Here is a 23204-nt window from a genome sequence, read left to right as displayed (position 1 = left end):
GGCACCCTTGGTGAGTTCGTCTTCATTGAAAGACTGCCAATCCTTGTACTTCAGCTTGCCGGAAGCGATTGAATTGACGATGCGCTGGCAAAGCAGGCGAGGATTTTTGGCGTCTGCTGTGCTGACATACCAAGAGAAGGCTTCACGCGATCGGGCGTTCCAGTCGTGGCCTTATCCGACGCATTTCACGACAAACTTCTCGCGGAGAGACGCACTTCCCTTCAATGCTTCGGCTGCCGCTTCATAATTGTCCTCCGTCAGGCAGCCTGTCAGGCCAACGCAGAGCGCGGAAATCGCTAAGCCACGGAAAATATTAGAAAACATGAAAATATGCCCCTCACTCAATGAGGGCCCTATTTCCATCAGGAATTGAAAAAGCGCAAGAGCCTAACCGCGCCAGCGGCGGCCGTCGGTTGAAATTCCATAGGCCGAAGGGGTGCGGGCAAAGCTCGCCAGTCCGGCCAGCGCCGCCTGCGGATGGGTCACCACGAAGGTGGGGATCGTGCCCATCAGTTCCGTATGCGGTGCCTTGTCCTCGAAGGCTGCGCGGAACTCGGGGCCTTTCAGCGCCGGAATGATCTTCTGCGAAATGCCGCCGGCGAGATAGACGCCGCCGCGCGCCATGAAGATCAGTGCCATGTCGCCGGCGACCCGGCCGAGATAGGTAGCAAACAGCGAAAGCGTTTCGACGGCCTGGGAATTCGTGCCGTTCAGCCCGTGGGCGGTGATATCCGCCGGATCGGAAAACGCAGGCTGAACGCCGTCGGCCGTGCAGACGGCCTGGTAGATATTGACGACGCCGCGCCCGCTCAGGATCTCTTCTGCGGAAACGCGTCCCTCGATGCGCTTGAGATGCGGAAAAATCTGGAAATCCCGCTCCGAGCGCGGGCCGACATCCACATGTCCGCCTTCGCCGGGAACCGGAAACCACATGTGCCGCGCATAGACGAGGCCGGCGACGCCGAGCCCGGTTCCAGGGCCGAGCACGACGCGTGACGCCATATGCGGTTCGTTACTGGTGCCGAGCGCCTCGCGGTATTCGTCCGAGAGAGCCGCCACCGCCAGCGCCTGCGCTTCGAAATCGTTGACGACCAGCACGTCCTCGAAGCCGAGATCGGCGATCATGCCTTTGGGGCGCACCACCCAGTCGCAATTGGTGAGGTCGATCTCGTCGCCGTCGATCGGCCCGGCGATGGCGAGGATAGCCGAGCGCGGCTGTACCGAACTCGTATCGAGCACGATCTTCTGGATCGCATCGTCGATGGTCGGATAGTCCGCGGTACGCACGTTCGGGAACGGTTTCGGTTCCGCATAGGCGTCGAGAAGAATGGAGAAGCGGGCATTGGTGCCCCCGATATCGCCGATCAGGATCGGAAAGGGCAGCTTGTCGGTCTTCATGGTATCGGCCATCGGGAAGCTTAGTCCTTCTGAAAGTCGATGAGTTTTTCGGCTGTGGCGCGGTTGAGCGCCATCGGAATGTCGTAGACGGTCGCGAGACGGGTCAGCGCCTTGACGTCGACGTCATGGGGAAGCGCGCTCAACGGGTCGATGAAGAAAACCAGCATATGGACCTCGCCGGTGGCGATCATCGCGCCGATCTGCTGGTCACCGCCGAGCGGCCCGCTTTTCAGCCGCGTCACCTCAAGGCCCGGACAGGCATCCTGGACGCGGCCGCCGGTCGTACCCGTGGCGACGATCCGGAAGCGCGATAGCGCAGCCTGGTGATGGCGGGCGAAATCCGCCATGTCATTCTTCTTCTGGTCGTGCGCGATCAACGCGATGCAGGGCTTGGCCGACATGATGGGGTTGTCCTCGCCAGAACGTTTTTCAATCGATTTGTGATGCGTTCTAGCGTGCCGCTTCGGTCTTGGGAAGGTCGCGAGGCGGCCGGTCATTTCGATTGCCGGCCTTATTCGAAACTATTGCAGCGGGCGGGGCGTCGGAACCGGCACGTCGTCGGATGCGGGCGGCGGATCGTTGATGATCGCGTCGATATTCCTGGCCGGCGCCGATGCCGCCGGCTGCGCCGTGTAGGCCATCGCGCTGCCCCCGTAAGTCGCGTCTTCTTCGGAGCGTGCGGGCGCGGCGATCACGGCCGCGCAGGCTTTCGGCAGGTCGGAGAGCATCACCTGGCGCGGCTTGACCGGCTTCTTGTTCGGATCAGGCTTGGGCGGTGGCGCCCACGGTTCCTTGGTGAACCACCAGGCAAACCCCTTGCTGTTGCAGTCGTCCCCGGCCGGCACCGCGGCCTGTTTCTGGCAGGTCGTGGAACCCGGCGGGCAGGAGATGCGGATATGGAAATGTTCGTCATGGCCATAGATCGGTCGTACCTTGCCGAGCAGGTTGCGGTCGCCGGTCCAGGTCTCGCAGAGCTTCTTCTTGATGGCCGGGTTGACGAAGACGCGCTCCACCTGCGGATAGCTCGCCGCCTGCATGATCAGCTTGGCGTGGGTGCTGGTCCAGCGGCTTGAATCGACGGTGAGGAACTTGCTCTTGTCGAGCATGGAGGTGAACGGCAGGCTTTCGCGCTGCTGCACCGTCAACGGCTGGGCGGGCTTCGGGGTGAACCAGACATCCGCATCGAGGCCGATCTGGTGCGAGGAATGGCCGTTGATCATCGGGCCGCCGCGCGGCTGCGAGATGTCGCCGACGAGAATGCCGGAACCCCAGCCGAGCCTTGCGGCATCGCCGGAGAACCGTTCGAGCAGCGCGATCATCTCCGGATTGCCCCAGCGGCGGTTGCGCGAAAGGCGCATCGCCTGCCAGGTCGGCCCGTCGGTCGGCAGCGCCACGGCACCCGACATGCAGCCCTTGGCATAGAAACCGAGCGGTTCCGCCTCCGCCTTGCTCGGGAGCTTCATGCCCCCGAAAAGCTGTTTCGCCGGCGTGCCTTCCTGGGCCGCCGCCGAGGCAGTGAAGCTGCCGCATAGGACCGCGGCCATCGTCAGTCGCAGAATTGTAGCCGAAATCGATCTCATGCCTATCCGCCGCAAATCACCTGATCGCTTCCAAACTACCGTGAAACAGGATTTTGGTGAAATGGAGATGGTGGGAGGCTGGCCGATTTCCGGAAGATAACGCCGGATAAAACGGATGTGAGCGGGGAACTCCTGTTTTTCGCCGCCTTTTGCCTTATGCTTCATTGCAACAAAGAAACTCGAAATGGGGTAATGCATGCTCTTGGCCCGGCTGAAGATAGCCTTCGTGATCGCGCTCACTGGAACGTCCCTGGCGGTATCGACGGCGACCGCCCAGGAGCCGAAATGGCGGCACGGCATGGCCGTCGTCGGTGACCTGAAGCTGCCGGAGGATTTCAAGCAGCTCCCTTATGTCGATGTGAACGCGCCGAAGGCCGGCGAGCTGCGTCTCGGCGAGGAGGGCACGTTTGACAATCTCAATCCGGTGATCGACAGGGGCACCGTAGCCGCGGGTGCCGGTATTATCTATGACACGCTCATGAAGCGGTCTGAGGACGAGGTTTTCGGCACCTACGGCCTCTTGGCCGAAGCCGTATCTTATCCCGACGACATGTCTTCGGTGACCTTCCGGTTGAGGCCGGAGGCGAGATGGGCGGACGGTCAGCCGGTCACCCCGGAGGACGTGATCTTCAGTCTGGAAAAGCTCAAGGAACACAGTGCCCTCTATTCCGGCTATTACCGCCACGTCACGGGTGCCGAAAAGACCGGCGATCGCGACGTGACCTTCCGCTTCGACGAGAAGAACAATCGCGAACTGCCCTCGATCGTCGGCGATTTTCCGGTCCTGCCGAAGCACTGGTGGGAAGGCAAGGATGCGCAGGGCAAGCAGCGGGACATTTCCCGCACCACGCTGGAGCCGCCGATGGGGTCCGGTCCCTATAAGATCGGCGCCGTTCAGCCCGGCTCCACGATCCGTTACGAATTGCGTGACGATTATTGGGGCAAGGCCCTGCCGATCAATCTCGGCCAGTATAACTTCCGGACGATCAGCTATACCTATTTCGCGGATGCCGACGTCGAATTCGAAGCGTTCCGGGCCGGTACGATCGATTACCGCCAGGAGAACAGCTCGAGCCGCTGGATTACGCGGTACGATTTCGACGCGGTGAAGGATGGGCGGGTAACCAAGGAAGCGCTGACCAATCCGTTCAAGGCAACCGGCATCATGCAGGCTTTCGTGCCGAACATGCGACGCGACATGTTCAAGGATGCACGGGTCCGCGAAGCCCTGAACTACGCTTACGACTTCGAGGATCTCAACAAGAACCTTGCCTATGGTGGCCTCAAGCGGGTCGACAGCTTCTTCTGGGGCACCGAACTTGCTTCGTCCGGCCTGCCGCAGGGAAAGGAATTGGAAATCCTCAACGGATTGAAGGACAAGGTGCCGGCGCGGGTCTTTACCACCCCCTACACCAACCCTGTCGGCGGCGACCCGAACAAGGTGCGTGACAACTTGCGCACGGCCGTCAGCCTGCTGAAGGACGCAGGCTGGGAGCTGAAGGGTAACCGGATGGTCAATGCCAAGACCGGGCAGCCCTTGAGCTTCGAAATTCTCCTGAACAGCCAGTCGCAGGAGCGCACCGTGATGCCCTATGTGACGAGCCTCAAGAAAATCGGCATCGATGCCAGGCTCCGGATCGTCGACGCATCGCAATATATCAATCGCATCCGCAGCTTCGACTACGACATGATGTATGGGGTCTGGGCGCAGACGATGAACCCCGGCAATGAGCAGGGGGACTATTGGGGATCGGCCTCCGTCAACCGGCCCGGATCGCGCAACTATGCCGGCATCGCGGATCCGGCCGTGGATCAGCTGATCAACATGATCACCTTCGCCTCGAACCGGGAGGATCAGGTGGCGGCCATCAAGGCGATGGACCGCGTGCTGCTCGCCAATCATTACGTCGTTCCGATGTTTTATTCCGGCGAAGCGAGGATCGCCTACTGGAACCGCATCACGCATCCGCAGAGACTGCCGGAATACAGCCTCGGTTTCCCCGACACCTGGTCGGCCAAAAGCCCCGCGAAGTGAAGCATCGAGCGCGGACTTGCGCCGCCGACCGGCAGCTGTTCCAAATGGACCCACATGATTCGCACCGGAAAAGAGGAAAGAGCCATTTGATCGGCATCGGGATATGCGCTGAGACAAACGCCGGCCCGGCAGGCAGGAAGCTCTGATGGGCGCCTATATTCTCCGCCGTCTCCTGCTGATGATACCGACGATCGTCGGCATCATGGCGATTTCATTCCTCGTGGTACAGTTCGCGCCGGGCGGCCCTGTCGAGCAGGTGATCGCCCAGATCCAGGGTCAGGATACCGGCGACCGGCTTTCCGGCGGGGGCGGCGACACGTTGCAGCGGGGGGGCGGCGAGGAAAGCCGCTATCGCGGTGCCCAGGGGCTGGATCCGGAATTCATCAAGAAGCTTGAGAAGCAGTTCGGTTTCGACAAGCCGCCGCTGACCCGCTTCCTCGACATGATGTGGAATTACATCCGCTTCGATTTCGGCGAGAGCTTCTTTCGCAATACGCCGGTTCTGGACCTCATCATCGACAAGATGCCGGTGTCGATCTCGCTCGGCTTCTGGATCCTGATCGTCTCCTACCTGATCTCGATTCCACTGGGCATCCGCAAGGCGGTCAAGGACGGATCGACCTTCGACGTCTGGACGTCGGGGGCGATCGTCATCGGTTATGCGGTGCCGAGCTTCCTGTTCGGCATCCTGCTGATCGTGCTTTTTGCAGGCGGCTCATTTTTCGACTGGTTCCCGCTGCGCGGCCTCGTCTCCGACAATTTCTCCGAGCTCCCCTGGTGGCAGAAGATCGTCGATTATTTCTGGCACCTGACATTACCGCTGATCGCCATGTCGCTTTCCGCCTTCGCCACCACCACGCTTTTGACCAAGAACTCGTTCATCGACGAGATCAAGAAGCAGTATGTGACGACGGCGCGCGCCAAGGGCCTCAATGAGCGGCAGGTTCTCTATGGCCACGTCTTCCGCAACGCCATGCTGATCGTCATCGCCGGTTTCCCGGGCGCCTTCATCTCCGCCTTCTTCACCGGCTCGCTGCTGATCGAGAACATCTTCTCGCTGGATGGGCTGGGACGCCTCGGTTACCTCTCGATCGTCAACCGCGACTATCCGATCGTTTTCGGCACGCTCTACATCTTCTCGCTGATGGGGCTGTTCGTCAGCCTGATTTCCGACCTGATCTATACCTGGATCGATCCGCGCATCGATTTCGAGCGGAGGGATGTCTGATGGAGGCGACCGCCGCAAAGACTGCCGTGCAGCCGGCGCCGGCGCGGAAGCGGCCGTGGATCTCGCCGACCAACCGTCGCAGGCTCGCCAATTTCCGTGCCAACCGGCGCGGTTACTGGTCCTTCTGGCTGTTCATGGTTCTGTTCGTGCTCAGCCTGTTTGCCGAATTCATCGCGAACGACCGTCCGATCGTCGCCTCCTACAAGGGGGAGATCCTCTACCCGGTCCTGGTCGATTACCCGGAGGAAAAGTTCGGCGGCTTCCTGGCGACGACAGATTATCGCTCCGACTACATCCAGCAGGAAATCGAGGCGAACGGCTGGATGATCTGGCCGCCGATCCGCTATTCCTACCAGACGGTCAATTCCAACATCCCGCATTCGGCCCCGACCGAGCCCTTCTGGCTGATGGAAAAGGCCGATCGCTGCGCCGCCTATCCGCAGAAGGACCAGGACCCCAATTGCATCCTCGGCAACCTCAACTGGCTCGGCACCGACGATCAGGCGCGCGACGTCGTCGCCCGTATGATCTACGGCTTCCGCATCTCGGTCCTGTTCGGCCTGGTGCTGACGATCTGTTCGGCGGTGATCGGCGTGACGGCCGGCGCGGTGCAGGGTTATTTCGGCGGCTGGACGGATCTGCTGATGCAGCGTTTCATCGAGATCTGGTCGTCCATGCCGGTTCTCTACATCCTCCTGATCATCGCCTCGATCCTGCCTCCGGGCTTCTTCGTCCTCCTCGGAATCCTCCTGCTGTTCTCCTGGGTCGGCTTCGTCGGCGTGGTGCGCGCCGAATTCCTGCGGGCCCGCAATTTCGAATATGTCCGGGCCGCCCGCGCCCTCGGTGTCGGCAACTGGACGATCATGTCCCGGCACCTCCTGCCGAACGCCATGGTCGCGACGCTGACCTTCCTGCCCTTCATCCTGTCGGGCTCGATCGCGACGCTGACCTCGCTGGACTTCCTCGGCTTCGGCCTGCCGCCGGGCTCGCCGTCGCTCGGCGAGATGATCTCGCAGGGCAAGAACAACCTGCAGGCGCCATGGCTGGGCTTCACCGCCTTCTTCACCATGTCGATCATGCTGTCGCTGCTGATCTTCATCGGCGAAGCGGTGCGCGATGCCTTCGATCCCAGAAAGACGTTCGGGTGAGCCGATGACAGAGCCGCTTCTTTCCGTCCGCGATCTCTCCGTCGCCTTCCACCAGGGCCGCGACACCTCGATCGCCGTCGACAGGGTTTCTTTCGACATCATGCCAGGCGAGGTGATGGCGCTGGTGGGGGAATCCGGTTCCGGCAAGTCGGTGACGGCCAATTCCATCCTCAAGCTGTTGCCCTATCCCTCCGCCAGCCATCCGTCGGGCCAGATCCTGTTCGACGGCAAGGACATGTTGAAGGCGTCGGAGCCGGAGCTGCGCCATGTGCGCGGCAACGATGTCACGATGATCTTCCAGGAGCCGATGACCTCGCTCAATCCGCTTCATTCGATCGAAACGCAGATCGGCGAGATCCTCGAGCTTCATCACGGAATAAACGGTCAGGCCGTGCGAACCCGCACGCTCGAACTCCTGAACCAGGTCGGCATCCGCGAGCCGGAAAAGCGGCTGAAGGCCTATCCGCACGAGCTTTCCGGCGGCCAGCGCCAGCGCGTGATGATCGCCATGGCACTCGCCAACCGCCCGAAGCTGCTGATCGCCGACGAGCCGACCACGGCGCTCGACGTCACGGTGCAGGCGCAGATTCTGGATCTCCTGCGCAGCCTCAAGGGCGAGCACGGCATGTCCATGCTGTTCATCACTCATGACCTCGGCATCGTCCGCAAATTCGCCGATCGCGTCTGCGTCATGACCAAGGGCAAGATCGTCGAGACCGGCACGGTGGAAGACGTCTTCACCAATCCGCAGCATGCCTATACGCGCCACCTGCTCGCCTCCGAGCCGCGAGGGGAGCCGCCGCTCGCCGATCCCTCCAAGCCGGTGGTCATGGAGGGCAGGGACATCCGCGTCTGGTTCCCGATCAAGGCGGGTTTTCTGCGCAAGGTGGTCGATCACGTAAAAGCGGTCGATGGCGTCGATCTCAAGCTGCGGGCCGGCGAGACGCTTGGCGTCGTCGGCGAATCCGGCTCCGGCAAGACGACGCTCGGTCTGGCGCTTGCCCGGCTCATTTCCTCCCAGGGCCGCATCGCCTTCATCGGCAAGGACATAGACAAGTTTTCCTTCAAGGAGATGCGCCCGTTCCGCGACCGTCTTCAGGTCGTCTTCCAGGATCCCTACGGATCGCTCAGCCCCCGCATGTCGGTCGGCGATATCGTCGCCGAGGGGTTGAGGGTGCATGAGCGGTCGCTCTCCGCCGACGGGCGCGACGAGCGCGTCGCCTGGGCGCTGGAGGAAGTTGGCCTCGACCCGGCGACGCGCTGGCGTTATCCGCACGAATTCTCCGGCGGCCAGCGGCAGCGCATAGCCATCGCCCGCGCCATGGTGCTGAAACCGCGTTTCGTGATGCTCGACGAGCCGACCTCGGCGCTCGACATGACGGTGCAGGCGCAGGTCGTCGATCTCCTGCGCGACCTGCAGAAGAAGCACGATCTCGCCTATCTCTTCATCAGCCACGATCTGAAGGTCGTGAAGGCGCTCGCCAACCATGTCATCGTCATGCGGCTCGGCAAGGTGGTGGAAGAAGGTCCCGCCGACCAGATCTTCCAGGCGCCGAGAGAGGATTATACCCGCGCGCTGATGGCGGCGGCCTTCCATCTAGAAACGGTCGAAACCGAAGCCCTCAATCAGTAGTCCCGACAATCAAGGTTCGTCAGTCCATGCCCGCCAAACATCCGGTCGTCATCGACCTCAAGTTCGAACGCCGCGAGGTCGATGCCGCGCTCGCCAATGCTTTTGCCGGTCGAAAGGTGCTGCATGCGTCCGATCCGGGTGTCGATCTTTCACAAGCCCGATACGCGGTGATCTGGAAGCCGGATCCGAACCTGTTCCAGCGGGCGCCGAAGCTGGAGGTCCTGTTTTCCGGCGGCGCAGGCGTCGATTACATCCTCACCATGTCCGGCGTGCCTGACATTCCGATTGTCCGTTTCGTCGACGAAAGCCTGACCACGCGGATGAGCGAATGGGTGGTGCTGCAGGCCTTGAGCCATCTGCGGCAGGCGCCCGCCTATCTGAAGCAGCAGCGCGAACGCCAGTGGCGCGAACTCTCCCAGCCGGAAGCAAAGGACCTGACGGTCGGCGTCATGGGCCTTGGCGTGCTCGGCCTGGATTCGGTCAGGAAGCTAAAGATCATGGGCTTCGATGTGATCGGCTGGTCGCGCAGCAAAAAGACGATCGAAGGCGTCGAAACCTTCGATGGCGGCGAGCTCGGTGCTTTCCTCGCCCGCACGGACATTCTGGTCGGCCTCCTGCCGCTGACGCCGGATACGCGCGGTATCTTCGATGCCTCGCTGTTTGCCAAACTTCGCCGGGGCGGTGCCCTGGGCAAGCCGATCTTCATCAATGCCGGACGTGGCGGCAGCCAGGTGGAGGCCGATCTCGTTGCCGCGCTCGATAAAGGCATTCTCGGCGGGGCCTCGCTGGATGTCTTCGAGAAGGAGCCACTGGCCGCGGATAGTCCGCTTTGGGCGATGGACAACGTCATCATCACGCCGCATGCGGCTTCGGCGTCCGATGTCCGGGCGCTGTTTCGCAACGCGGAAGCTCAGATGGACCGTTACGAAGCCGGTGCGCCTCTGCAGCATGTCGTGGACCGCAAGGCCGGCTATTGATCGCAGCGGGAACATTCATATCTGCTGACGGTTTCTTGTCCATGCGCCGGGGTATTCCGGCCCGAACAAGGAGCGAAATCAATGAACACCCATTTCGATCCCAAGGGAGCCGAACCCCGTCAGCCGGACCCGGTCGGGCCGCCGCCCGTGGTGGAGACCGCCACGGAAGCCCGTCAGGGAAGCTGGGGAGCGCCGGTGCTGAAGGTGCTGGTCGCAGGTCTCATCCTTGCGATGATCGCCTGGGCCGGCGCCGAGTGGTGGGGTGAAAGCACCGCACCTCCGGCGGAGCGGACGGCGACACCGCCGGCCGGCAGCACGGCGCCCCAGAACCCGAATGCGCCGCCGACCGCCAATCCCTCCACACCGCCTGCTGCCACTCCGCCGGCAACCAATTCCCAGACCGGCAACTAACCGGCATCCCTGATTTCTTCGGCCGCGACCTTTCGCGGCCGAATTGCGTCTGGACTTGTTCTGCATTTTTTTCGATAAAAATGCCCGGAGGTTGATCAGCCGCTGCCTCCATATGCATCGAATCGGCGGAGCCGACCCGGGAGGGCCGGGCAGGGGCAGGCATGACAAAGACCGATATCGCCAGCAGGGTTTATAACCACACCTGGAAGCTCGACCCGATCATCCGCAGTCTGATCGATACGGATTTCTACAAGCTCCTGATGCTGCAGATGATCTGGAAGCTTTATCCGGATGTCGACGCCACCTTCTCGCTGATCAACCGCACGACCAGCGTCAAGCTGGCGGAGGAGATCGACGAGGGTGCGCTTCGGGAACAGCTCGATCATGCCCGCACCGTCGGTCTCTCCAAGAAGGAGATGATCTGGCTCGCGGGTAATACGTTCTATGGCCGCAAGCAGATCTTCGAGCCGGAATTTTTGAACTGGCTGTCCACCTACAAACTGCCGGAATACGAGCTTTCGAAGCGTGACGGCCAGTACGAGCTGACCTTCCACGGCAAGTGGATGGAAACGACGCTTTGGGAAATTCCGGCACTCGCGATCATCAACGAACTGCGCTCCCGTTCCGCCATGCGCTCGCTCGGCTTCTTCACGCTGGACGTTCTTTATGCGCGGGCCAAGGCCAAGATGTGGGAAAAGGTCGAGCGCCTGCAGGCCTTGCCGGGCCTGCGTATCTCCGATTTCGGAACGCGGCGCCGTCATAGTTTCCTGTGGCAGCGCTGGTGCGTCGAGGCGCTGAAGGAGGGCATCGGCCCGGCCTTCACCGGTACCAGCAACGTTCTGCTGGCGATGGACTCCGATCTCGAAGCCGTGGGGACCAATGCCCACGAACTGCCGATGGTGGCGGCCGCGCTCGCCGAAACCGACGAGCAGCTGCGCGCTTCGCCCTATCAGGTCCTGAAGGACTGGAACCGGCTCTACGGCGGCAACCTGCTGATCGTCCTGCCGGACGCCTTCGGTACTGCGGCCTTCCTGCGCGATGCGCCGGACTGGGTGGCCGACTGGACCGGTTTCCGTCCCGACAGCGCCCCGCCGATCGAAGGCGGTGAAAAGATCATTGCCTGGTGGAAGAAGATGGGCCGCAACCCCAGGGAAAAGCTGCTGATCTTTTCAGACGGGCTCGATGTCGATGCGATCATCGATACCTACCGGCATTTCGAAGGCCGCGTGCGGATGAGCTTCGGCTGGGGCACCAACCTCACCAACGATTTCGCCGGCTGTGCGCCGCATGAGATTGCCGGGCTGATGCCGATCTCGATCGTCTGCAAGGTGAGCGAGGCGAACGGCCGTCCGGCGGTGAAACTCTCGGACAATCCGCGCAAGGCGACCGGCGAGCCGGCCGAGGTCGAACGTTACCTGAAATTTTTCGGTCAGGAAGACCGCGTCGATCAGGTCGTCCTGGTCTGATTGAAACGCTCTAACGGCAACAGGCCCCGCCGGAATCCGGCGGAACCTGCTGTTGTTGGTTGGCTGGCCGCTGATCCGTGGCTTATCGGATGACCTGGACCACGGTATGGGTCTGCGGATCGACGATCACGCGCTGATTGTTGACCACCGTATAGGCGTATTTCGGATTGCTCGGAACAGGGGTCACGACAACACCCTGCGGGATCGGCTTGCCGACCGCGATCGGCTGTTCGACCACCACGGATGTGGTCGGGGCAGGCTGTTCCTGAACATAGGTGACGACCTCGCGCGGCGGCGGATCGATGGCGGTGCCGGCAACGGCGCCGACGACACCACCCACTGCAGCGCCGACCGGGCCGCCGACGATCGCGCCGGTCACCGCGCCGCCGGCAGCGCCGTTGACGGTGCCTTGCTGTGCGCCGGCCTGGGTTGCGAAGGAAGCGGCGAGAATGGCGCAGGACGCCAGGATGATCTTCTTCATGGGTCTTCTCCTTTTCGTTGGACTTCCCGACGGACAACCTTTCAATTTCCGACTGGTTCCTGGCTGCCAGTCACCTTTCGTAAGCGGCTGAAATCTTGGGCGAGGAAGTATCGGGGAGAAAACGGGGCAACCGGTCGCGACGTTCGAGGCTCACCGGAGCACGTGTCCGGTCCGATCCTGCGCCTCGCGGCTTCGAGCGATGGCCGGTCTAGATCAAAAAATCGATAACCGGCCTCGGATCCTATTGCCAAGTCGCGATCGGAGTCTATTTGCCTTCTTCAGTCTGGGAGGATCTACCTTTGGAATATCGTTTCCTGATCGTCGAAGACAGCCTGCTGGTCGCGATGGATATCGAGGACGCCATCCATCGGAGCGGCCACGACGTCGTCGGTATAGCGCCGGACATGACGGTGGCGCTGAATTATACGCGCGATACGGATATCGCCTTTGTGGACGTGCGCCTTGCCGATGGCGAGACCGGCCCCGAAATCGCCAAGACCCTGGCGGAATACGGCATCGTGGTGATCATGATCACCGGCAATCCGGGGCTGGTGGCAGCCGGCGTCTCTGGCGTCTTGGGTGTGATGGCCAAGCCGATGACCGACCAGGCATCGATGGACCTCATCCAATTTGCCGTCGACCGCAAGAATGGCCGGCCGGGCACGCCGCCGGCACGGTTGCGGCTCTTCCATTGAAGCGGTCCGCATCTCACCGCTGAAATAACTTCCGACCTTGGATGACAGGGCCGGATATCCGCGCTATGGGATCGGCCCCAGAGCGACAGCGGGTCATACATGCGTTATTTCATCACCGGAACGGCAGGCTTCATTGGTTTCCACCTGGCACGGCGCCTGTTGGAGGATGGCCAGGAGGTTCTCGGCTTCGACGGGATGACGCCCTATTACAGCCTGCGCCTCAAGGAGGCTCGCAACGCCGCGCTTGCGCAGTTCCCGGCCTTCCGTCCCGTCATCGGCATGCTGGAGGATAAGTCTCTGCTCGACAAGTCCGTCGAGGACTTCAAGCCTGATGTCATGATCCACCTCGCCGCCCAGGCAGGCGTCCGCTACAGTCTCGAGAATCCCAAGGCCTATCTGGACTCCAATCTCATCGGCTCCTGGAATATCCTCGAGATCGCCCGTAACTACGGCGTCGGCCATCTGATGCTCGCGTCGACATCGTCGGTCTACGGCGCCAACCCGGATATCCCCTTCCGGGAAACCGACCGGGCCGACGAGCCGCTGACCTTTTATGCCGCGAGCAAGAAGGCCATGGAACTGATGGCGCACAGCTATTCGCATCTCTACAAGCTGCCGATCACCGGCTTCCGCTTCTTCACGGTTTACGGCCCCTGGGGCCGGCCGGACATGGCGCTTTTCAAGTTCGTCAAGGCGATGATCGAGGATCGCGAGATCGAGATCTACGGCGAAGGTAAGATGAGCCGCGACTTCACCTATATCGACGACCTGGTGAACTCGATCATCGACCTCTCCAAGGTCTATCCCGGCGAGGACAACCGCGTCGCCGGCATCGATACGCTCTCCCACCAGGCACCGTTCCGCGTCGTCAATATCGGCGGCGGCCAGCCGTCGGGGCTCATCGATTTCGTGGAGACCATCGAACGGATCATGGGAAAACCGGCCAGGCGCAAGATGCTGCCGATGCAGAAGGGCGATGTGCCGCGCACCTTCGCCAGCCCCGATCTTCTCGTGGCGCTGACCGGCCGCAAGCCGGAGATCGGCCTGGAGGAAGGCGTCAAGGCCTTCGTCCAATGGTATCTCGACCACCGCCACGAGATCGACTGAGTGCGCCTGGCGCCTCAGCCGCGCCCGAACTCGTCGACGATGCGGATGATATCGTCCTCACCGAGATAGGATCCGGTCTGCACCTCGATCATCTCGAGCATGATCTTGCCGGGATTGGCGAGCCGATGCACCTCGCCCTGCGGGATATAGACGGACTCGTTTTCCCTGACGACCCGGGTTTCCTCGCCGACCGTCACTTCTGCGGTGCCCTTGACGCAGATCCAGTGCTCCGAACGGTGGTGATGTTTCTGCAGCGAAAGCTTCTTGCCGGGCGTCACGAACAGCCGCTTGACCTGGAAACGGTCGCCGTTGAGCACCGACGTATAGCCGCCCCAGGGCCGGTATGAGGTCGGATGGGTTTCGGTCAGCGCCGCGGTCGCCTTGGCGGCGGCCAGCTGCTTGACGATCTTGCCGACATCCTGGCTGTCTTCCAGCCGGCCGATATAGACCGCATCCTCGCTGGCGATGACGGCGACGCCATCCAGCCCCTGCACGGCGAGGTGGCTGGTGCGCGACATGACGAGCGAATTTTTCGTGTTGATCAGCGTCGCATTGCCCGAAGCGACATTGCCGGCCTCGTCGCGTGTGCCGAGCTTCCAGACGGCATCCCAGCTTCCGAGATCGGACCAGGTGAACGAGGAGGGCACGACCGCCGCGTTGGAGGTCTTCTCCATCAGCGCGTAGTCGACCGAGATATCCGGGCTTGCGGCAAATTCCTGTGCATCGAGGCGGGTGAAGTCGAGATCGCTCGACGCCTTGGCAAGCGCCGCGCGGGCAGCCGCCTCGACCTCGGGCGCGAAGGTGCCGAGTTCGCTCAGCACCTGGCCGGCCTTGAACATGAAGATGCCGGAGTTCCAGGCAAAGCCGCCGGCGACAAGCATCTTCTCTGCCTCGGCCAGGACCGGCTTCTCGACGAAACGCTTGACCTTGCAGGCGCCGGAAGGCAGCGCATCGCCGATCTCGATATAACCATAACCGGTGGCGGGCTCGGTCGGCGCGATGCCGAAGGTGACCAGCTTGCCGGACAGGGCGGTCTCCCTGGCGATGCGGATCGCATCGAAATAACCGGCATCGGCGGTGATCTCATGATCCGAGGCGAGCACCTGCAGGATGGCGTCCTCGCCGAAACGGCCTTCCACGAAGGCGGCCGCCGCGGCAACCGCCGGGGCGGTGTTGCGGGCGACGGGCTCGAGCAGGATGCCGGAAAGCTTGATGCCGAGCTCGCGGGCCTGCTCGGCCACCAGGAACCGGAAATCCTCGTTGGTGATGACGACCGGAGCCTCGTAGAGCTTGGCGTCGGAAACGCGTGACAGCGTCGCCTGGAACAGCGTCTTGTCGCCGATGAACTGGATGAACTGTTTTGGCGCGCTGGCGCGCGACAGCGGCCACAGCCGCGTTCCCTTGCCGCCGGCCATGATGACGGGGATGATCCTGCTATTCATTCCAATATCTCCGGCATTTCTCGTCCAGTTTAATCATTCAGGCTTTGCCGCCCAGGCGCGAATGAGGCCGAGCCCCGCTTGCAGCAGGGCCGTCGCCTCGTCTTCCGTCCCGGCCTCGACGTAACAGCGCATTTCCGGTGCGTTGCCCGATGGCCGGAAATGCACGATTCGCCGGTCTTCAAGCGTCACCCGCAGGCCATCGATATCGCTTTTGGCGGCAACTGTCGAAATCGGCGCGAGGAAGGCTGCAAGATTGGCGTCGGATTGCCTGAGATGCGCCATCAGCGCGGCGCTGGTTTCGACCGGGAAATTCTCCAGCCGGTCGGCCGCCGCAAACGGCAGGCGGAAGCCGGCGGCGACCTGGGACAGGGACTTCTTTTCCCGGGCAGCGAGCACCAGCGTCGCCAGCACTGGCAGGAAGCTGTCGCGGGTCGGAAGTGGCAAGAGGACGCCTGTCCCGGTGTCGAAAGGCGAAGCGGTCAGAAAACCGCCATTCGCCTCGAAGCCGACGACGCCCGTCTTGCCGGCTTCGAGTGCCGCGAGCATGCCGGCGATCACGAAAGGCGACCCGACCTTGGTGCGGACGACTTCGAAATCCCCGGCCGTCTCGATGCCCGAATTGGAGGTGACCGGCGTCACGACGACCTGCGCTTCCAGAAACTTTGCCGCGATCAGGCCCAGAAGGTCGCCGCGCAACGGCTCCCCGGTCTCGTCGGAAACCAGCGGCCGGTCGCCGTCGCCATCGGCGGAGACGATGGCGTCGAGCCTGTGTTCTCGCGCCCAGCCCTTGAGAAGGCGGATCGTCTCTGTCGAGACCGCTTCGGTATCGACCGGAATGAAATCGCCGGAGCGGCCGAGCGGCACGACATCTGCGCCATAACCCTCCAGAACCCGCACCATCAGATCGCGGGCGACCGTCGAATGCTGGTAGACGCCGACCTTGAGGCCGGCGAGAGCCCCCTCAGGCAGCATTGCCGCATTGCGGGCGAGGAACAGCGCTTCGGTTGTTGTGGAATGATCCGGCGCCTCGCCGGGCGTCGCATCGATCTCGCCTCGGTCGAGTTCGGCGGCGATCGCCGTGATCCGCGTTTCGTCCTGCTTGTCGATCTCGCCGTCGGGCCGGTAGAACTTGATGCCGTTGCGGTCCGCCGGGATATGCGAGCCGGTGATCATCAGCGATGCGGCCTTGAGCTGAAGCCCGTAGAGCGCGAGCGCCGGTGTCGGCAGCGCGCCGCAATCGACGGGGGAAAGGCCGGCTTGCCTGAGCGCACCGATGCAGGTCGCGGCAATGCCGGGGCTCGACGGACGGAAATCGCGGCCGACGAGCACCGCATCGCCGGGCTTGGCTGCGCCCGTTTCCAGGAGGTGTCGGGCAAAGGCCCGGGTGTAGAGCGACGAAGCCCGCCCCTCCAGGTCTGTCACAAGGCCCCGAAGACCGCTCGTTCCGAATTTCATGCGATACCCACCAGGAGATTCCAGCCCTGATCGTCCTAGTTCATTTCCTATGAAAATAAAGCTGAAACTGGCAATACCCCAAATCGGCGGTCGTTCGTTCTCCGCTGGTATGGTCTTTGGTGGTGGCAAGGTCCCGCTTGTCGCAAAGCTTGGCCATTCGGGCGGATTGATGGTATCCTCTTTGACAGTCAGCCCTCGTCCGAAATGGCCGGGTATTCTGATGTCGATAGGTTATCGGCTGCTTCGGGTTCGAAGTTTGGGAGAGCCGTCATGGGAGCGAATATCGTCAAGAGCATCGCCTTCGTGGTGCCCATCGCCGGTCTGGCGCTCCTTATGGCCATGGGCGAGCCGACCGAGGATGAAACATGCCCGGGAAGCCTCGCCTTCGAAAAATCCCGCCAGCTCGTCGAAGGGCGCCCCGATATCGTCGATGTCGCCTGGAGCGACTTCCGCTGGATCGCCGATTGCCGGTTTTCCATGGGCGGTTATGCCGACGTCAACACCGGCAAAGGCCTTGATCGCAGGGATTTCGAACTTGTGGTCGCGTTCGATCCGCAGCTGCACCGCTGGCAGCAGGTCAGCTTTTCCACCTCGCAATGACCTATGGTACGCGCCGCGGACCAATCGACCCCGTCAGCGATGTCGGGGTCTGGTCGCCTTGAGATCGGTTATCGGCAGACGCGCGTGGTCCTGGTGACCCACCGCCCGTGATGGCGGTACTGGACGCTTCTGACCCTGCAGTGAGGGCGGTAGTGGTGTCTGGAATATTGCCGGTAGTAGGGGCGATGGTAACGATGGTAACCCGGCCGATAATAATGTCCGGACGGACGATAACCTCGATCGCCGATGGTCACGCTGAAACTGTCAGCAAGGGTCGGTGCCGCGGTCGTGGTGAGACATCCAAGCCCGATGATGCAGGCGGCAATGAACTTCTTCATCTTATCCTCCTTCAGATTGGCCGCTGGATTGGCGGTTTCTGCGAGGTTAGGCGATGGAAAATGAACGAACGCTGACAGCTGTGTTCATATCCGGCAATGAACAGGGCCTGACGGACGGTGTTCGCGAGCAGGCTTGCGTTCACGGAACGGAAGGCGCGTCGACATGGGTATCTCTGACGAGCGGCTCGTCCGTGGCATCGTCATCCATGACAGCAATGCTCAGAACGCATGCCACGAGACCGGCAATCAACAGCAATCCGTATGGCATTGGCGTTTCCTCCTTTGCCCCCGGCACGGAGTACACCGCTCAAAGCTTAAGTGTGTGCTAAGGTACATGGTTAACGAAGCAGGGCTGATCCGAATCGGCACGAACCCCGTAGCCCAGTTTACACGGCACCATTGCTGATTGTCTGACCGAAGCCTGGGAATGGCGGACAAGGTGGGATTCGAACCCACGGTACGCTTTCACGTACACACGCGTTCCAGGCGTGCGCCTTAAACCACTCGGCCACCTGTCCTTGGTTGCTTTGCGTCGTCTGAGAAGCAAAACGTTGGAACGGCCGCGATATATACCGATCAACTCGCCGGGATCAACCCGAATCTGAACGTTTTTTGACAGTGGGCGGGAAAACCTCCACGGGCGCGTTGCCAAGCCCTGGCGCCAGGGCTATTTCTTCCGCCACAAAGGCCGTCGTGCTGGAGGCGGCGCGGCCGCGATCAACGACGCGGGGCTTGTTCGGAATGGCAGTCATACGGTTCGTTTTCCATCTGCTCAGCGGGCTTGCGCTGGTTGCTGCGATCATTGCCGGCACTCTGGATTCGATCCAGTCCGTCTCCGCCTCGTCGGTAGTGCTGACCAGCCTGGGCAATGCCTGGCTCAATCTCGATCCCGAAAGCCTGACGCTCGCGGAATTCGCCGTCAGCACCTATGTCAGCCAGGAGATCTGGCGGCCTTTCGTGGCCCCGGTGCTGGCACAGCCTGCATTCGCGGTGTTTCTGGCGATTGCCCTGATCTTCTGGATGGCTGGATATAGCAGGCCGCATTTCGCCGGGCGGTTTTCAGCCTGAGCCAGCCGAATCTTTCGGGCTTGGGGTTTTGCCCTGAAGACCACTGCCGGTCGTATCGTCGGGCAACTTCGCCGCCATCGCGGATTGCACGACGCAGGCGCTCCACACCTGCTCAGCTTGCGGGCAGAATCGTGTTCCAAGCTCTCCTTTTAAGCAGCTTTTCCACAGCATTGTCGAAGTTTTCGGCAGCCTGGATGTTTTTTACCAGTTGAAAAAAATCTCGTGAATTTTTCCGAAACCCGTGCAAGAGTGCCCGAAGCCAGACCCTTGAAGAAAAAGGGCAGGTGGCCGCAGACATGCCCGGGGAACGGGGATTGCGGGAGGACCTAACAGCTAAAAACAGGGCTGAACGATGAAGAAAACCCTTTTGAGCCTCATTGCCATGGCTGCCATGTCGGCAACCGCGCTTGCCGCGGACATCAAGCCGGCGCTGGTCTATGGCACGGGCGGCAAGTTCGACAAATCCTTCAATGAGGCCGCCGCCAACGGCGCCGAAAAGTTCAAGAAGGAAACGGGGATCGAATTCCGGGATTTCGAGCCCACCAACGACACCCAGGGCGAGCAGGCCATCCGCAACTTCGCGAGCCGCGGTTTCAACCCGGTTGTCGCAGTATCGTTTGCCTGGACCTCGGCCATGGAAAAGGTCGCGGCTGAATTCCCCGACACCAAGTTCGTGATCGTCGATTCGGTCGTCAAGCTGAAGAACGTCCGCTCCGTCCTCTACAAGGAAGAGGAAGGTTCCTACCTCGTCGGTGTTCTCGCCGGCATGGCGTCGAAGACCGGCAAGGTCGGCTTCGTCGGCGGCATGGACATCCCGCTGATCCGCAAGTTCGCCTGCGGATATGTGCAGGGCGTCAAGGCGGCCAAGGCTGATGCGCAGGTCTTCCAGAACATGACCGGCACGACCGGTGCTGCCTGGAACGACCCGGTTCGCGGCGGCGAGCTCACCAAGAACCAGATCGACCAGGGCGCCGACGTCGTTTACGCGGCTGCCGGCGCGACCGGTCTCGGCGTGTTGCAGACCGCCGCCGACAACAAGAAACTGTCGATCGGCGTCGATTCCAACCAGAACCACCTGCATCCGGGCTCGGTGCTGACCTCCATGGTCAAGCGCGTCGATCTGGCCGTCTACAACGCCTTCAAGGACACCAAGGAAGACAAGTTCACGGCCGGCATCCTTGCCCTCGGCGTCAAGGAAGACGGCGTTGCCTATGCGCTCGACGACAACAACAAGGCGCTGATCACGCCTGAAATGAAGACTGCCGTCGAAAAGGCCAAGGCCGACATCATCGCCGGCACCGTCAAGGTGCACGACTACATGTCGGACAACGCCTGCAACAAGTAAGGCGGGTTTTGAGGGGGCGCAGGGCGACGATGATCGCCATGCGCCCTTTTTGCATATCAGGCGGAAGGGCGGACCATTGAGCCTCGATTCTCCGAAGGAGCCCGCGATCGAGCTTGTCGGCATCGACAAGAAGTTCGGCACGGTACACGCGAACAAGAACATCAATCTGACGGTCGCCAAAGGCTCGATCCACGGTATCATCGGGGAAAACGGCGCCGGCAAATCGACACTGATGTCGATCCTCTACGGCTTCTACCAGGCCGACCACGGCGAGATCCGCATTTCGGGTAAGCCGGTGACGATCCGCGACAGCCAGACGGCGATCGCCGCGGGCATCGGCATGGTGCACCAGCACTTCATGCTGGTCGAGAATTTCACCGTTCTGGAAAACGTCATGCTTGGCGCGGAGGGCGGCCAGCTTCTCGCCAAGGGCGTCGCGAGCGCCCGCAAGGAACTGAAGCGGCTGGAGGACGATTACGGCCTCGAGGTCGATCCGGACGCGGTCATCGAGGAACTGCCGGTCGGCAATCAGCAGCGCGTCGAAATCCTGAAGGCGCTCTATCGCGGCGCCGAAATCCTCATCCTCGACGAGCCGACCGGGGTGCTGACGCCGGCGGAAGCCGACCATCTTTTCAAGGTCCTGCGCGTCCTGCGCGATCAGGGCAAGACCATTATCCTCATCACCCACAAGCTGCGCGAGATCATGGCGATCACCGATACGGTCTCGGTCATGCGCCGCGGCGAAATGGTCGCGACCCGCAAGACCGCCGAAACCACCGTCGAAGAGCTGGCCGAACTCATGGTCGGCCGCCGCGTCCTGCTGCGCGTCGAAAAGGGTGCCGCCAATCCGGGCGCCGTGCTGATGTCGGTCCGCAACCTGACGGTCAAGGACAGCCGCGGCGTCACCATGGTCGACAATGTCTCCTTCGACGTGCGCGCCGGCGAGATCGTCGGCATCGCGGGCGTCGCGGGCAACGGCCAGTCGGAGCTTCTCGAGGCGATCGCTGGCATCCGCAAGCCTTCGTCCGGCGAGATCCTCATAGACGGCAAGCCGGTCGCGGGCCTCGATCCGGCTGGCCTGCGTGATCTCGGGCTTGCACATATCCCGGAAGACCGCCACCACATGGGGCTGGTCCTGAAGTTCGAGGAATACGAGAACTCGATCCTCGGTTATCACCACGATGCGAAATACGGCCGCGGTCCGTTTCTGGATCTCGACGCGATGCGCAAGGATGCCGAGGAGAAGATCGCCAAATACGATATCCGCCCGCCGAACCCGCGGCTGCGCACCGCCAATTTCTCCGGCGGCAACCAGCAGAAGATCGTCGTGGCGCGCGAGATCGAGCGTGACCCCAAAATGCTGATCATCGGCCAGCCGACCCGCGGCGTCGATATCGGCGCGATCGAATTCATCCACAAGCGGATCATAGAGATGCGCGATGCCGGCAAGGCGGTGCTACTGGTCTCGGTGGAACTGGATGAGATCCGCTCGCTCTCCGACCGTATTCTGGTGATGTTCGCCGGCAAGGTCGTCGGCGAGAAATCGGGCGAGGCGGGCGAACAGACGCTGGGCCTGATGATGGCCGGGATCGCCGCATGACGCTGACAGCAACGATGCTTGAAGCAATGACCCATCTGGAGCATGGAATGATTAAGCTTGCTGCGGCGGCAGGGCGGACGAGGGCAGGGGCATGAGCACCGTATCCGTACCGCTTCCGGCCTGGATCAATTACGGCCTCATCCCGCTGCTCAACCTCATCCTGGCCTTCTTCTTTTCCGGCCTTGTCGTCTGGGGGATCGGCGAGAACCCGTTCGAGGCGCTGCAACTGCTGCTGATCGGCGCGCTCGGCCGGGGCGAAGGCATCGGCTTCACGCTGTTCTACACGACGAGCTTCATCTTCACCGGCCTGTCAGTGGCGGTCGCCATCCATGCCGGCCTGTTCAACATCGGCTCGGAAGGCCAGGCTTATCTTGGCGGCCTTGGTGCCGCGCTTGTTGCATTGGCGATGGACAGTTACGTGCCCTGGTACGTCACCATGCCGTTTGCGGTCATCGGCGCGGCCCTGTTCGGCGCGGCCTGTGCCGCCATTCCCGCCTGGCTGCAGGCCAAGCGCGGCAGCCATATCGTCATCACCACCATCATGTTCAACTTCATCGTCTCGTCGCTGATGAATTACGTGCTGGTGCGCGTGCTGATCGTGCCCGGCAAGATGGCGCCCGAAACCCGCACCTTCCTGCCCGGCGGGCAGCTCCCCAAGCTTGACTGGCTGATCGCCATGTTCGGCGGCAAGATCGGGGCCGCTCCGCTCAACTTCTCCTTCCTGATCGCGCTGATCATGTGTTTCCTGGTCTGGGTGCTGATCTGGCGCACCAAGCTCGGATACGAGATGCGCACGCTCGGCATCAGCCCGACGGCTGCGAGCTACGCCGGCATCCGCTATTCGAAGATCGTCATGATAACCATGCTGATCTCGGGCGGCCTCGCCGGCATGATGGCGCTGAACCCCGTCATGGGGGCTTCCGCCCGCCTGCAGATCGAATTCGTCGGCGGCGCCGGCTTCGTCGGTATCGCCGTCTCGCTGATGGGCCGCAACCATCCGGCCGGCATCGTTCTGGCGGCGCTGCTTTTCGGTATTCTCTATCAGGGAGGGGCGGAACTCTCCTTCGACATGCCGAGCATCACCCGCGACATGATCGTTGTTATCCAGGGCATGGTCATCCTGTTTGCGGGTGCCCTGGAATACATGCTCCGCCCGGCTGTCGTCCGGCTTTACCAGCAGCTCACCGGGAAATAGGC

General features: G+C 62.0%; 22 protein-coding genes and 1 tRNA gene. 14 read left to right on the top strand and 9 right to left on the bottom strand.

Annotated elements, in window-relative coordinates:
- Positions 1-387: 387 nt before the first annotated feature.
- The 3 genes from J2X76_RS06645 to mepA form a co-directional block, all read right to left on the bottom strand.
- The gene (locus tag J2X76_RS06645; protein ID WP_310214203.1) at positions 388-1410 is read right to left on the bottom strand and encodes a glucokinase; all 1023 of its coding nucleotides are present in this window, start codon (positions 1408-1410) and stop codon (positions 388-390) included.
- Positions 1411-1418: 8 nt separating this feature from the next.
- Positions 1419-1799 (bottom strand): methylglyoxal synthase, encoded by a 381-nt coding sequence (locus tag J2X76_RS06640; protein WP_113125384.1) that lies wholly within the window; start codon positions 1797-1799, stop codon positions 1419-1421.
- A 120-nt stretch (positions 1800-1919) separates the two neighbouring features.
- Positions 1920-2978 carry a penicillin-insensitive murein endopeptidase gene (gene mepA / locus J2X76_RS06635; RefSeq protein WP_405029983.1) on the bottom strand — a complete coding sequence of 353 codons (1059 nt, stop codon included), beginning with the start codon at positions 2976-2978 and terminating at the stop codon, positions 1920-1922.
- Positions 2979-3174: 196 nt separating this feature from the next.
- On the opposite strand from mepA, the gene J2X76_RS06630 reads away from it, so the two are divergent.
- From J2X76_RS06630 to pncB, 7 genes are all read left to right on the top strand, one after another.
- Positions 3175-5013 (top strand): extracellular solute-binding protein, encoded by a 1839-nt coding sequence (locus J2X76_RS06630; RefSeq protein WP_310214201.1) that lies wholly within the window; start codon positions 3175-3177, stop codon positions 5011-5013.
- A 145-nt stretch (positions 5014-5158) separates the two neighbouring features.
- Complete coding sequence (locus J2X76_RS06625; RefSeq protein ID WP_310214199.1) at positions 5159-6241, top strand: microcin C ABC transporter permease YejB; 1083 nt, start codon at positions 5159-5161, stop codon at positions 6239-6241.
- A complete protein-coding gene (locus J2X76_RS06620) occupies positions 6241-7389 on the top strand; it encodes an ABC transporter permease (protein WP_113125388.1) in 1149 nt (382 codons plus the stop codon). The genes J2X76_RS06625 and J2X76_RS06620 overlap by 1 nt, the downstream gene beginning before the upstream one ends.
- A gap of 4 nt (positions 7390-7393) precedes the next feature.
- Positions 7394-9022, top strand: coding sequence for an ABC transporter ATP-binding protein (locus J2X76_RS06615; RefSeq protein WP_310214197.1), 1629 nt, complete (start codon positions 7394-7396; stop codon positions 9020-9022).
- A 26-nt stretch (positions 9023-9048) separates the two neighbouring features.
- Entirely contained in the window at positions 9049-9999 is a 951-nt protein-coding gene (locus tag J2X76_RS06610; protein WP_310214196.1) for a glyoxylate/hydroxypyruvate reductase A, read from the top strand.
- 81 nt (positions 10000-10080) lie between these two features.
- Complete coding sequence (locus tag J2X76_RS06605; protein ID WP_310214194.1) at positions 10081-10410, top strand: hypothetical protein; 330 nt, start codon at positions 10081-10083, stop codon at positions 10408-10410.
- 161 nt (positions 10411-10571) lie between these two features.
- Positions 10572-11876 (top strand): nicotinate phosphoribosyltransferase, encoded by a 1305-nt coding sequence (gene pncB, locus J2X76_RS06600; RefSeq protein WP_113125392.1) that lies wholly within the window; start codon positions 10572-10574, stop codon positions 11874-11876.
- A gap of 82 nt (positions 11877-11958) precedes the next feature.
- On the opposite strand, the gene J2X76_RS06595 is transcribed toward pncB, so the two are convergent.
- Positions 11959-12357, bottom strand: a complete 399-nt coding sequence (locus J2X76_RS06595) for a DUF1236 domain-containing protein (RefSeq protein WP_113125393.1) — start codon at positions 12355-12357, stop codon at positions 11959-11961.
- A 299-nt stretch (positions 12358-12656) separates the two neighbouring features.
- Here J2X76_RS06595 and J2X76_RS06590 point away from each other — a divergent pair, with 299 nt between their 5' ends.
- Both J2X76_RS06590 and J2X76_RS06585 read left to right on the top strand, forming a co-directional pair.
- Positions 12657-13052: a response regulator gene (locus tag J2X76_RS06590; protein WP_113125394.1), complete on the top strand. Its 396-nt coding sequence runs from the start codon at positions 12657-12659 to the stop codon at positions 13050-13052.
- Positions 13053-13151: 99 nt separating this feature from the next.
- Entirely contained in the window at positions 13152-14159 is a 1008-nt protein-coding gene (locus tag J2X76_RS06585) for an NAD-dependent epimerase/dehydratase family protein (RefSeq protein WP_310214190.1), read from the top strand.
- Positions 14160-14173: 14 nt separating this feature from the next.
- On the opposite strand, the gene J2X76_RS06580 is transcribed toward J2X76_RS06585, so the two are convergent.
- A complete protein-coding gene (locus J2X76_RS06580; protein WP_310214188.1) occupies positions 14174-15601 on the bottom strand; it encodes a mannose-1-phosphate guanylyltransferase/mannose-6-phosphate isomerase in 1428 nt (475 codons plus the stop codon).
- Positions 15602-15634: 33 nt separating this feature from the next.
- Positions 15635-17056 carry a phosphomannomutase gene (locus tag J2X76_RS06575; RefSeq protein WP_310214187.1) on the bottom strand — a complete coding sequence of 474 codons (1422 nt, stop codon included), beginning with the start codon at positions 17054-17056 and terminating at the stop codon, positions 15635-15637.
- Between the two features lie 270 nt (positions 17057-17326).
- Between J2X76_RS06575 and J2X76_RS06570 the strand changes: the two genes are divergently transcribed.
- Positions 17327-17656 carry a hypothetical protein gene (locus J2X76_RS06570; protein ID WP_310214185.1) on the top strand — a complete coding sequence of 110 codons (330 nt, stop codon included), beginning with the start codon at positions 17327-17329 and terminating at the stop codon, positions 17654-17656.
- A 68-nt stretch (positions 17657-17724) separates the two neighbouring features.
- Here the strand turns inward: J2X76_RS06570 and J2X76_RS06565 are convergent, their stop codons facing one another.
- The 3 genes from J2X76_RS06565 to J2X76_RS06555 form a co-directional block, all read right to left on the bottom strand.
- Positions 17725-17994 (bottom strand): hypothetical protein, encoded by a 270-nt coding sequence (locus J2X76_RS06565; protein ID WP_113125397.1) that lies wholly within the window; start codon positions 17992-17994, stop codon positions 17725-17727.
- A 139-nt stretch (positions 17995-18133) separates the two neighbouring features.
- The gene (locus J2X76_RS06560) at positions 18134-18262 is read right to left on the bottom strand and encodes a hypothetical protein (RefSeq protein WP_310214182.1); all 129 of its coding nucleotides are present in this window, start codon (positions 18260-18262) and stop codon (positions 18134-18136) included.
- Between the two features lie 160 nt (positions 18263-18422).
- A tRNA-Ser gene (locus J2X76_RS06555) sits at positions 18423-18512 on the bottom strand.
- 223 nt (positions 18513-18735) lie between these two features.
- Here J2X76_RS06555 and J2X76_RS06550 point away from each other — a divergent pair.
- The 4 genes from J2X76_RS06550 (at position 18736) to J2X76_RS06535 (ending at position 23202) form a co-directional block, all read left to right on the top strand.
- Positions 18736-19062 (top strand): hypothetical protein, encoded by a 327-nt coding sequence (locus J2X76_RS06550; RefSeq protein WP_310214180.1) that lies wholly within the window; start codon positions 18736-18738, stop codon positions 19060-19062.
- 352 nt (positions 19063-19414) lie between these two features.
- Positions 19415-20407, top strand: a complete 993-nt coding sequence (locus J2X76_RS06545; RefSeq protein ID WP_113125398.1) for a BMP family protein — start codon at positions 19415-19417, stop codon at positions 20405-20407.
- 76 nt (positions 20408-20483) lie between these two features.
- A complete protein-coding gene (locus J2X76_RS06540) occupies positions 20484-22007 on the top strand; it encodes an ABC transporter ATP-binding protein (RefSeq protein ID WP_113125399.1) in 1524 nt (507 codons plus the stop codon).
- Between the two features lie 91 nt (positions 22008-22098).
- Positions 22099-23202, top strand: coding sequence for an ABC transporter permease (locus J2X76_RS06535; RefSeq protein WP_113125400.1), 1104 nt, complete (start codon positions 22099-22101; stop codon positions 23200-23202).
- Positions 23203-23204 lie beyond the last annotated feature (2 nt).

The organism is Neorhizobium sp. 2083 (assembly GCF_031455615.1).
Lineage (GTDB): Bacteria > Pseudomonadota > Alphaproteobacteria > Rhizobiales > Rhizobiaceae > Neorhizobium.
This window is presented reverse-complemented; position numbering and strand designations above follow the sequence as displayed.